An 11,509-nucleotide genomic window follows, 5' to 3' on the forward strand; every position below is an offset into this window, starting at 1 on the left:
TTTTATAACACTCATTTCCATTGACTTTATTATTGAAGGCTTAATGATATTAATTATCAATATCATTAAGCTTAATTCCACTTCTTATCACAACTATTAGCTTAATTTCATATCCTTATTTTTTGGGGTGCGTCACATTTTTCATTATACCACTATAAAAAGTATGGTTAATTAAAGGCAGGAAGATCCAGTTTTACATCCTTCTTAAAATTTGAAAGTGCTATCCGATCATTTGCCAGTGTTGGCTTAACATCATCGCCAAACCACTCAAGCGATGCCGATTTTTTGTCATCCGTGATGATGTCCAGCAAAAATTGATGGTAATCAACTGCCCCTTCAAGCAAGGGAACCATGCCCTTTCTGGTGCCTGCGGGTGAATAAACATTATCCGGCGCAAAAACCGATAGTTGATGACGAGAAGCGATATTTTTGAGGTGATAATGGCCAACTGAATTTCCCAGTTGGCGGTGAAAGTCAACGGGATCATCCCCAGCCTCCCACACATGCAAGGTATCAAAATTGATCTTCAAGCTTGGGTGGTTAACCTGTTCCAATAGCCTAAACACCGACTCTGCGTTATCAGCTAACGTTTGCGGATGAGTTTCCACCAGCACATCCAGGCCACTGTCTGCTGCATATTCACATATAAAACGCAGTCGGTTTGCCATCAAGTTACGCTCTTGCTCATTGACTTGCCGGCTACCTAGATGTCCCGCAAATGTCCGTATTTTCCGGGTTTGCCATGCAGCCGCTAATTGACACACAGACTCGCACTTTTGCTTGGTCTCATCTCGCTCACCCAATAGTGGGATATAATCGCTGAGCATCGACACCGCTAAGCCGGATTCAGCCAGAGAAGTGGTGTAACGCTCAACCTGCGGCATCAGCCCTCGTGCATGTACTCCCCACAATTCAATGCCATCAAATTTATTTGCTTTTGCCCATTGTGCTAAATGGTCCAGTGACACCAACTGGTGACGGAACGAGATCGTGCAAATAGATAACTTCATTATCCCCCCTACCGTTAGCACACGGGTGCGAATGTAAATTCACACCAGTCAATGTAGGCCTCTTGCAAACGACGCTTAATACGGTTTTCGGTTGCTTCTTGCTTATCAAGCAAGGCGAAGATCCCTGTTGCTAGTGCCGTATCTTGCGTTTGGGCTAGTTTCATCACTTGGTACTGCACTTTCGAGTAGGTCTCAACCAAGTCCTCAATCACGTCGCACCAATGTTCAAAGTCATCATCCGGTAACCCAAGCGCCCGCCAGAAAAACGCAAAGCCATGCTCATAGGCATATTTACGCACCGCAATGACGCGAATTTCACGTAATGCCAAGCTTAAGTCCTTCAATGCCAGATCATTATCGTCTTGCAAATGGCAGCTCAAAATTTCACGAATGGCCTCCGGTAATGGATTTCGATCTGGGATGAAACACGCATCGAAATAGGCTTTAACCGCTTCATCGCTGGCCGGATGCAAATGCTGCTCATCAAAATAATACCCGCCCGCAACCGTTGGTTGAGCAATCGCATTAGCCACCCGCTCGGTCGCTAACTCTCCCTCCCACCGAAAATCCGGATCAGACATATACAGCGTGTCAGGGTGCTCCGTTTGTTTAAGCAAAACATAGTGTGGAAACGGGTTTTGACTGAACTTATTCTCACGTTCGGGTAAGTGGTGCATATCAAGCATGACCATCAGTGACGTCGATTCTGGCTTGGTGGCCAGCAAAGACATCATAGTGTCGAGATTTTGTTGCTTGGATTTGTCGGGGTCATACCAAGCGACGAGTTCGCCACCAAATAGCTTTTTGTACCAAAAGCGAAAGCCTTGATGGTCGATATCATCTGAGTGGTAGCACAATTGATAGTTATCCGTGACAGTAAACTCCGCATCCCACACATCAAAGTAAAACGGACGGTGATCAATGCCAGCTCGCTTTAGCGGCTCGCACACACAGCTGACGAAACAATGCACTTTGACATCTTCAAACTCCTCTTCCTGAGCCGTTGACGCGCTGGCGACTTCATTGCTTTGGTAAGCGGCTTCATGCTCACCGTCATGACTATCAGAGATACGGCCTAGAAAACGCGCCAAGCTCGCAACGGTTTCGTAATCTTGCTTAGCAATATTGTCATCAGGTATTTTCAGCCCTAAATCAAGTTCGAGGTGAAGCATCAATTGCAACACTTGTACAGAGTCAAGGTATAGATCCTCATTCAACCTCGCTTGCTCGTGAAAGCTGGCCAGATGAGGACTTTTCATCGATTCCTGCAATACGTTTTTAATTGCTTCAACTGTTTGCTGGTAATTCATCTCGCAGTCCCCTTAACCCAGTGCAGGAATAGCAACAGCTGTTTCAGCTAATGCCTTGCGGTTAACCTTGCCGTTAGGCAATTTCTCAATTTCAGCCACTTGCTCAACTTCAACAGGAAGCTGATAAGCAGCAAGGCGGGTTTGGCACCAACTACGGATACGGCTTGGCGGTAACGCCTCATCGGCGACGAACTGAAGACAAACTTTTTCTCCGGCTAGCGAGTCTTTGCGTTTGAACACAACAGCCTCAGAAACGGAAGGAAGCTCTAGCACCGCATCTTCAACATCCTTGGGATAGACATTTAAGCCAGCGACATTAATGGTATCGTCAACCCTTGAGACAAAGCACAGGTGTTGTTGGTGGTCAAAATAGCCGAGATCACGGGTAAAAATAGTCTGTTCGCCTACCCTGACAATGACTTCTTCAGGCTCCTTCGCATTGCCACCAGCCTGTACTTGCAGGTGCGGAAGGATCGCCCCCAGGTTTTCCGCTGATTCTGTTTTCGAGTTAATCGCAATACAACCCACTTCTGAGCAACCGTATTGTTGGAATACGTGTTCGGCTCGGCTTAGCAAGAGTTCAAAGCACGCCTTGGATAACAGGGTGCCCGATGTCATTACGGCATGCAGTCGCTGTGACGCCGGGTAAAGAGAGGCAACCGACTGCAATAACGCAGGCGATGAGTACAGCAAATGATTCGGTGTCTGCTGTAGTACTTTAATCAAATACTTAGGGTTCAACTGGTTGATGATTAGCGGAATTTGACCTCGCTTCAATGCCACTAACACGCCCGCAATCAGCCCATACGAATGGGTCACGGGACAAGCAATAACCGGCGTCATGCTATTAGGTACGGTAAAAGCAGAAGTATAGCTGGTTAGCTCTTGCTCTATCGAGGACCATGGGCGGCAGATCACTTTTGGATCCCCCGTTGTACCAGAGCTGGTCTGCACTAACACCGCTTCAGTGTCGCTTTCAGTGCGGCCCAAAGGGTAGCACTGCTGTTCCGTTTCTATCATCAATGCATGGCATTGGGCTTTCACAGCCAAACGCTTGGCTGCCAACCGGGGCATATCTGCATGGATTGGATAAAACGAGCCGCCATGTTCTTTTAAATACAGGCAAAGCGCCAAAATATAAGCGGGGTTAGAACTGCATAGCGCAATGCGTTTGCCTTTACAATTTGCCAACACCTCATGACGGGAAAATGCCTGAAAGCGCTCGGCAAAAAATGCTTCGCCAAAATAAGCGTCATTAACGTAAATCATAAGATCCTTCTACTTTTTCGAGCTTAATGGGTTGGGGACTAAGTGGTGGCACTCCTCCTTGGAGGCCGTTAATTTTCGGGTCAACAAGGACTCGGTAAGCACTTGGGGTTGGTCATACCCAAGCACAGTGAGCCGCTCGGATAATTCGGGATGTGCCAGCAGGTATTGATTCAAGCAGCGGTTCACACTTGACCAGAATGACTGCTCGCTGAGGTGATAGCTCGTCGCCAGCAAATGGGCAACTTCGGTCAGGTTATAGATGAACAAGGTATCCATAACCAATTCGCGCAATAGCTCAACCGACTCTACTTGGTAATAGTCATCACCGCTGGCTAAAAACGCAGGCAGGCGCTCGGGGGCAGCGAGGAAGTCACGATTGAACTCCACACTTTCGTGAAAATCCCTGACAATCAAGCGCTCTGGCCAACCATCACGGACCACCAGCACCATGTTTTGCCCATGGGCCTCCAACGCAATACCGTGCTTCACCAGCAAGTGCCACACCGGTGTGATCACCACATCCAGAAGTTGGTTTAACCAAGCGTCCAAACCAAACTTCTCAACCCAGTCAGCAATATAGGGTGCCCCATCATGCTCAACCATCATCAAGGCATTGAAAGGCACCGCTTGCTCGCCCGCCTTCAGGGCTACCAATGGGCTTTCTCGCATAATCATGGCGAGCTGGCCATCAGCAGGCTCACTGGCGATAGGGGTCAGAGGTGGCTTGAACAGCGCACCGGCAAATTCAGGCAATAGTGCCAAGTTGGATAATGCTTGATCGGATGCCACAACCGATTGGAGCCATGAGGAAATAGCCGGGGCATGACAAACAGAATAAGGGTCTAGCGTGCGACGAGAAGAGGTATTCACCATGTTCATCGGCAGCTTGATGTGAGGCTTCGAAGACAATGATGAATTTGCCAAGGTACGCACAGATTGGGTGGCGATGTAATTATCTCCCACCGCCCCCAATGAAATAATAATCGCCTGCCTCTGCTGCTGTGGCAACCAGCTGTTCATTAATTGCTTCGCTTGCCACGGGTGAACTGGCATCAATGCATATTCCCCCCAGCGGGCACCACATTCCGCCAGCCTCGAGGTAAGTCGTTTCCAACTTTCACGCCCCAACTGTTGTAGCCAAAACTGATCATGTTTTGCAGGTAGCGCCATTTGTAGGTGAGTCGATTTTATCGCCAGCCATTCAAGCTGAAAGGATGACTCAGCTTCGGGGCCATATTGTTGATGATCTTCAAAGCTAAAACCTGTCCGGGCCTTATAGGATGGATGGTAAGGGTGCCCCTCATCTAACCGGCACTCTAGCTCGGTATACGAATCGCGACGCCTTGAAGGGCGAATAGGCAGATATGAGGTATTCCACTCACACAGCCTTACCGTTTGAGTAAACTCATCACTAAGCATCAACCTATTGTGATTGACAGCAGGGAGATCATCGAGCAACTGTGCCAGTGCCACCTTGGGGACAGGGCAAGGCTCGCCATTAACAGACAATGTCGCAATATCGATATGAATACGGCCGAAGCCACCGACTTTTCCTTTGACACAGTACTGCTCCGAGCCTAGGCGCCAACTAAAGTTACAACCATCGGCATTTAGCGGCGAGATAGCCAATTCGCTACCGTGGCACTCATCTAGATTGACATAACGCTCAAACAGTAAAGCCTCAATAAACTGCTGTAGTACACGCTCAGTGGCGGTGAGCCTCTCTTTACTAGGCAATGGCATGAGCGGTCAACTCCCAGCAATGCGGTTGGCCAAGCGCCATCAGCGGGTTTGAAATTTTGGTGTAGACCGCTTGCTCGTTATCGGCCTCCAACTCATCGATATCATACACGCGAGTCAAAAGGTTCCCCTTCATCGGCAACTCGCTTTCGCTTAGCAAGCGTTGCACGTATCGCCTCCCCGCTCCCACCAAGCTTTGCTCCATCCCCGCCAAGCGCTGTTGGATGAATGCAAGCAAAGTGTTTTCATCAGCAAGGCCATCTGCCCCCATACGGCCAATGACAGCGAACAGGTTATTGATAAGCAAATAATAGGAGAAGCGATCGCAAATCAGCTCATCGTCAAAATACAGGTCGGGCACAATAGCGAGATCGGGGTCGAGCGAAGCCTGATAAGCTTGGTAAGAGTTTGAAAGGTAATACCCTTGATTATCCCTGAAGTAATAGGTTTCAGGCTGCCCTTGGTGATCCAACACCAGTACGCTGTTTTGTTGATGGGCCTCAAGGGCAATACCGTGCTCATCATACAACCGGATCATCGGTGCAATTGCGCATTCCCAATATCCAGCCAGCCATTTCATGGCAGCAAGAAACAAAGTACTCCCCGTGGCTTGGGCCAACTTTTGAATTTGCTGTAGCAGTTGCGAAGACTCACCCGGCAACGGATCTTGGGTCAGGGCAGCCAGTGAATATGTCGCCTCATCGTGCCCTTGCTTAAACGGGTTTTCCCGAATGATAATTTCAAAGCCGCTCTCCGTTCGATCCGGAAGATCAACGGTAATGTATGCAGGATCGGCAACAACTTGAAATTGTGGGTATTGATCAGAAAAGCCCGTCTTGCGAAACAACCGAGTCATTACCACGCCAGCTTCAAGCTCATGGCGCTTATTTACCCGTAACGAATTGGTGATTTTGACCGGTAAAGAAAACTTCAGCATCCAGTCTAGCTCTGGGTTATACAGTGATCGCACAGATGATGTTGCGCTAAACTTCGCCCCCCAGTAGCCGCAATCGACAACCTTGCCTTCTGCAATCAAATCAATCATGAATGGCTGGTGCAGCAACCACTGGGCTTGAAGCGGGTGCATGGGTAAAACTATGTAACCTTCACGCTCAAACGGGGTGATACCGAGACAATCAGCAAGAATGCAATCGGCACTTTGGGCAACGGCCGATCGCTGCCGAATAATAGAATGATGAACTTGGAAGTAGTGCAAGCGGAACTGCCCCTTCATTTCCGGGGCATAGGATGCGTGATGATAATCCAGCATCCCCTGCCGGCTTTTAGGGGTTGGATGCTGCCAATGGCCAAAAACTAGCGCCTGCTCATTATCAATAAAGGTTGTTGTGCTACAAGGGTTAGTCAGTTGGTAAGAAAGGTAGCGCGCCATAAGCTGCAAGCTATCGCTAATTCGGCCTTTCAGTTCACGTCCATCCGCTGCCGAGCCTTCCCCTTTGCCTAGCTTGCTATACATTTCTCGTACCAGAACAGAAATCGCATCAGCGGGAAGCAAAACTTCGGCTTCTTTGTCTTGAATGAACAACACTGCTTGGGCAAAGCTATGTCTACCCACAACGGTACGGTATGTCACTTCAATCACCATGAACCCATCTAAATGGGTGATGGGTAGTTTTACCCACCAGTTTTTCGCGTCTTCATTAACCTTGTTTGTACTATCACCAAGCAAAGGGATCGCTTGCCCTAAGGCGCCTTGCTCATACCACTGGCCATTATCAACTTCTCGTAAATAACCATTTAAAAATGCCTGAAGTGAGGCTTCACCCGCCATTTGTTCAGCGCAGCTATCGGTTATCGTCTCTCTAAACATGATTGAACTGATATCCATATCAAAATGCATAGTCATCGATAATTGTTGATAATAATTCTCATTTCAAATCAAGTTACATTTGTTACACGGAAGAATGACAACGCTTCCGTATCCAGAAATACAGACTGGTAGAGACTTAAACGAATAGCGCAGTATGTAGGACTCCTTTCACCAACCAGCGCCTAAAAATGTCAGAACAAGAATCGCTTCCTCTTAATGGGTCGCCAATAAAAACCTACTTCCATTACGCAATACCATCACTTTTAGGCCTGCTTGCCATATCAACGACCAGCGTCATCGATGGTTTGTTCGTTGGGCTCTTCCTTGGTGCCGAGGCCCTAGCAGCAGTTAACCTGCTGATCCCGTATTTCACGCTCATGTTTGCGATTGCGTTGATGGTTGCAATCGGAGGATCGGTGCTGGCAGGAAAGTACATTGGCCAGAACAAACCTAAAGCGGCCAGTGCCGCTTTTAGCCAATCTCTGCTGACCATTATCGGTTTCACCCTTATCGTTGCTTCTACCTGTTGGTATTTCGATCGCTGGCTATTCCAGCTTCTGGGTGCACCGGAAACGCTGTTTTCTCTCATGCAACAGTATTTTCAGGTCATTGCATTTGGCATGGTGGTGCAGCTGGCTAACCTGGTGATGTATTACTTTGTGAGGGTCGATGGCTACCCGCAGTTTGGTACCCAAGCATTGATGGTTGGGGCTGTCACCAATATCATTCTCGACGCAGTGTTTATCGGCTACCTGCAACTCGGGATTGCATATGCGGCCTGGGCAACAGTTATTGCCCAGGTTGTGCAGTGTCTTTTCTTACTGCGCTTTTTCACTTTCCGTAAGAGGCAGCTTACTTTCACTTTGCACGGGATCTCGTTATCCACTCTACTCCGCTCTCTCTATAACGGATGCTCTGAGTTCATCAACGAAATTTCTGTTGGGGTGGTCATTTTCAGCATTCATTGGTTACTGCTCAACAATGGCAATGAACAAGGTGTCGCAGGCTTTGCCATTGCCAATTATTTGCTGTTTATTGGAATGATGGTTTACTACGGCTTTATCGATCCTCTCCACGTATTGATCAGCCAAAACCTCGGTGCAGGCAATACCAAACGAATCCAAGCCTTTGTCAAAATAGCGGCACTAACCCTTGGGGGAGTTAGTCTATTACTTGCCATGATTGCCTTATTTGCCAATCAGCTGATTGCCGGTATTTTCCTCGAAGATCCAACCTCGGCAGCCGCCTTGCAAGCAAAACAATTTATGACCTATATTTGGCCTTGCTTCCTATTCAGTGGCTTCAACGTACTACTGTCCGCCTATTTCACAGCGTTGCATCAACCTCTTCCTTCTGCGTGTATATCATTATCTCGGGGCTTGGTTCTTCCTGTGATTTTCTTGATGTGTTTTGCTCTGTATATACCACAATGGCATTTTCTCTATGCCCTGCCTCTTGCTGAAGCATTAACCCTAAGCCTTGCACTGATTCTCTATCTCAGGCACAAAAAAGGGTTTTCCTCTTCAACAACAAAGCAGGCATCGAGTTTATTGACGTAGCAGTGCTAGACACTGGGTTGGAGGCGGAGGTGGTTGCTTACGGGGCTTCTTGGCCACCTTGTTATTTTTATCTGACGGTGATTTTGGTTTCGGCTTCCATGAAGCCAATTCAGCCCCACAGCCATCACCGGATGGCGGTGCCTTTTGTGGCTTACAGCTGCTGTCGCCATCCGGGCAAGCCAGCCTGACATGGAAATGATAGTAATGCCCCCACCATGGGCGTACTTTTCTCAGCCAATCCCGATTGGTCCATTCACGCTGACAAAGTTGCTCCTTTATGACGGGGTGGACAAATATTCTCGCTACCCGCTCATCCACGGCAGCCAGCTGCACCAGTAGTGCCTGCTTCTCCCCCCAATTCTTTTGGTTTATCTTGTATTGTTTAATATGAACCATTGGCAAGGGCTGGACATCAATCAGCTCTTGTTCTGTAAGCGGGCGGTCTGTTAGCTTCAGCCAAATGTCCGCATCAAGGCCGGTTTGATGGCTGGCATGCCCAGACGAAAAACGGCCGCCTCTAGGCATAGCGATATCGCCTACCAGCAACTGCCCCAGCTCAAGCTGCCTGACCTGCTTCGATAGGCCATGCAAGAAATCAATCATCTCGCTATGGCCATAATAACGGCCACGGTGCGAGCGCATGACCTGATAGCCTTCACCTGCCAATGGCAAGCTCTCACCGCCAGACAAGCAACCATTATTATAAGTACCAATCGATTCAGATTTCCCTTCGCTGGGCGTTTCCACCTTTTCCCACGGACTTGCCACCACGGAGACACTTAGCAATAGCGCAACAAAAAATAATAGTAATTGGCTCACGATACTCCTCCCATTCCCTTGTTTGAGCATAGCAAGCAACAAAAAGGCTGCCATATGGCAGCCCTTTCAAATGGAGGCACTAATCAAATTTATTTCATTTGCTGATCAAGATTAAGAATGGTGAGCGCGTTACTCACACTGGTCGCCAGCACATCAACAACACCGGAGCGAAGGGCACCAAGCAACGCAAGCGCCTTGCTATTTTCCGCCGCTGTTACCACAACTGTTGGAATATGGCGTAGCTCTTCCATACTCAAACCTATCACCCGATCGCTCATCATGGTATCGGCACGCTGGCCTTGGCTATCGAAAAAGTCATACCCCGCAATATCGCCAACCACCCCCTTGCGGATACGTGCCTCTACAATCTCTTGCGGTGTAAACCACCCCAACTTCACCATGTGGCTATTCTCATTCATGTCACCAACACCAACGAGTGCCACGTCCGCACGCCTAGCACGATCAAGTGTTTCCTTCACTGTGCCATTTTTCATAAAGGCTTCTTTCACCTTAATATCTTCGACATAAGCTGGCGCATACAGGGTCTCACTGATCCCATCGTATTTTTTAGCTAATTGACGACAAATATGATCAGCATTGATTGCGTTACCCGAACGGTGAGTACCGCCAATCCCGCTAACAAAGCGGCACTTTCGATGGGGAACAACCCCGACATGGCTGGCAATAGAGGCAATATTACGGCCCTGCCCAACAGTCACCACCATATCGTCAGTTAATGTAGAGGCTAGGTAGCTCGAAACCAAACTCGCCACTTGCTGGCGCTGACTTTCATCATCAGGCTGATCGAGTGCAATTAAAGCCCTTTTAAGGTTAAAACGCTCAATCAGTTGCTGTTCGAGTTTTTCGCTAAACACAGGATGGTATTTCACCGTGATTTCCACCACCCCTTCATCACGGGCACGACGCAATAAACGACCAACCTTGGCACGAGACATCCCGAACTTCTTGGAGATTTCCTCTTGGGTGGCACCATCTTGATAATAAGCGATAGCAATCTCGGTAAGCAGATCGCTATCAACATGGGTATTGTCGTTTGGGGAGGTGGTCATGACCCTTCCTTGTAATACGCGAAAATAAGCCCTTCTATTTTAACGTTATTCCCGTTATTCAGCGAGTACCAGCCTCACAGCTAAGGGGAAGGAACTCGCGTTCAGGAAAACAAGCCTTGGCAACCTAAAAGCTGTACAATAAAACCCCACAGGGTTCACATGGGCAAAATACAATTATAACCATATGAAATTAATAACTTTTATATTTGTACAGCTTTTTGACCATTGCATCCCTAAAGCCTAATTAGCTGCACAGACACTAATTTCGTGTAATAAATACGCAAAAAGCCCCGCTATTTATAGCGAGGCTTCTGAATAAGTGGCGGAACGGCTGGGCTGGCGCTCTATCGGACTCGCGCACAAGCGGGACTCATTCGTCCGAAGGACGAACATCCCCTTCTGAAATGAAAAAAACCTCAGCCTTACGACTGAGGTTTCTAATAAATGGCGGAGCGGCCGGGCTGGCGCTCCAGTGGGACTCAACGCGCACGGCCAGTGCCGCGACTAAAGTGCGCAGCACTTTTAGGGCGCGTAGAATGCAAAAAAACCTCAGTCTTTCGACTGAGGTTTCTAATAAGTGGCGGAGCGGCCGGGCTGGCGCTCCAGCGGGACTCATTCGCCTGCAAGGCGAACATATCTCACAGATGCAAAAAAGCCTTGTCTTGCGACAAGGCTTCTAATAAGTGGCGGAGCGGACGGGACTCGAACCCGCGACCCCCGGCGTGACAGGCCGGTATTCTAACCAACTGAACTACCGCTCCACTCAAACCACCGCAAGGTCACTGCGATAATCTAAATTGGAAGCCTGGCGATGTCCTACTCTCACATGGGGAAGCCCCACACTACCATCGGCGCTATTACGTTTCACTGCTGAGTTCGGCATGGGATCAGGTGGGTCCATAAT

8 protein-coding genes, 1 tRNA gene and 1 rRNA gene are annotated in these 11,509 nt (G+C 48.5%); 1 reads left to right on the top strand and 9 read right to left on the bottom strand.

All coding sequences use genetic code 11. The features are described from left to right. Nucleotides 1-167: 167 nt before the first annotated feature. From C9I98_RS24675 to C9I98_RS24695, 5 genes are read right to left on the bottom strand one after another with little or no spacing between them, the layout of a single operon-like run. A complete protein-coding gene (locus tag C9I98_RS24675; RefSeq protein ID WP_107272603.1) occupies nt 168-1,010 on the bottom strand; it encodes a sugar phosphate isomerase/epimerase family protein in 843 nt (280 codons plus the stop codon). Between the two features lie 14 nt (nt 1,011-1,024). Then, a complete protein-coding gene (locus tag C9I98_RS24680) occupies nt 1,025-2,320 on the bottom strand; it encodes a DUF6005 family protein (protein ID WP_036831724.1) in 1,296 nt (431 codons plus the stop codon). A 12-nt stretch (nt 2,321-2,332) separates the two neighbouring features. Beyond that, complete coding sequence (locus C9I98_RS24685) at nt 2,333-3,589, bottom strand: AMP-binding protein (protein ID WP_036831722.1); 1,257 nt, start codon at nt 3,587-3,589, stop codon at nt 2,333-2,335. Nucleotides 3,590-3,598: 9 nt separating this feature from the next. Next, nucleotides 3,599-5,332 carry an IucA/IucC family protein gene (locus tag C9I98_RS24690; protein WP_036831721.1) on the bottom strand — a complete coding sequence of 578 codons (1,734 nt, stop codon included), beginning with the start codon at nt 5,330-5,332 and terminating at the stop codon, nt 3,599-3,601. Then, entirely contained in the window at nt 5,319-7,175 is a 1,857-nt protein-coding gene (locus C9I98_RS24695) for an IucA/IucC family protein (RefSeq protein WP_245907238.1), read from the bottom strand. Before C9I98_RS24695 ends, C9I98_RS24690 begins: the two co-directional genes overlap by 14 nt. Nucleotides 7,176-7,345: 170 nt before the next feature. Between C9I98_RS24695 and C9I98_RS24700 the strand changes: the two genes are divergently transcribed. Next, on the top strand, nt 7,346-8,716 hold the full coding sequence (locus tag C9I98_RS24700) for an MATE family efflux transporter (protein ID WP_051902688.1): 1,371 nt from the start codon (nt 7,346-7,348) through the stop codon (nt 8,714-8,716). Here the strand turns inward: C9I98_RS24700 and mepA are convergent. The 4 genes from mepA to rrf all read right to left on the bottom strand — a co-directional run. Then, nucleotides 8,705-9,538 (bottom strand): penicillin-insensitive murein endopeptidase, encoded by an 834-nt coding sequence (gene mepA, locus C9I98_RS24705; protein WP_245907240.1) that lies wholly within the window; start codon nt 9,536-9,538, stop codon nt 8,705-8,707. The two genes, C9I98_RS24700 and mepA, sit on opposite strands and share 12 nt — an antisense overlap. 86 nt (nt 9,539-9,624) lie before the next feature. Further along, entirely contained in the window at nt 9,625-10,605 is a 981-nt protein-coding gene (locus tag C9I98_RS24710) for a sugar-binding transcriptional regulator (protein ID WP_036831719.1), read from the bottom strand. A gap of 684 nt (nt 10,606-11,289) precedes the next feature. Beyond that, nucleotides 11,290-11,366, bottom strand: a tRNA-Asp gene (locus C9I98_RS24720). Between the two features lie 42 nt (nt 11,367-11,408). Continuing rightward, a 5S ribosomal RNA gene (gene rrf, locus C9I98_RS24725) occupies nt 11,409-11,509 on the bottom strand; the annotation flags it as partial.

It is taken from the genome of Photobacterium sanctipauli (assembly GCF_003026495.1).
Taxonomy (GTDB): domain Bacteria; phylum Pseudomonadota; class Gammaproteobacteria; order Enterobacterales; family Vibrionaceae; genus Photobacterium; species Photobacterium sanctipauli.

Excerpts from the sequence above, each read along its gene's own strand:
- C9I98_RS24675 (WP_107272603.1), bottom strand. The coding sequence starts at position 1,010 with ATGAAGTTATCTATTTGCACGATCTCGTTCCGTCACCAGTTGGTGTCA.
- C9I98_RS24680 (WP_036831724.1), bottom strand. The coding sequence starts at position 2,320 with ATGAATTACCAGCAAACAGTTGAAGCAATTAAAAACGTATTGCAGGAA.
- C9I98_RS24685 (WP_036831722.1), bottom strand. The coding sequence starts at position 3,589 with ATGATTTACGTTAATGACGCTTATTTTGGCGAAGCATTTTTTGCCGAG.
- C9I98_RS24690 (WP_036831721.1), bottom strand. The coding sequence starts at position 5,332 with ATGCCATTGCCTAGTAAAGAGAGGCTCACCGCCACTGAGCGTGTACTA.
- C9I98_RS24695 (WP_245907238.1), bottom strand. The coding sequence starts at position 7,175 with ATGGATATCAGTTCAATCATGTTTAGAGAGACGATAACCGATAGCTGC.
- C9I98_RS24700 (WP_051902688.1), top strand. The coding sequence starts at position 7,346 with ATGTCAGAACAAGAATCGCTTCCTCTTAATGGGTCGCCAATAAAAACC.
- C9I98_RS24710 (WP_036831719.1), bottom strand. The coding sequence starts at position 10,605 with ATGACCACCTCCCCAAACGACAATACCCATGTTGATAGCGATCTGCTT.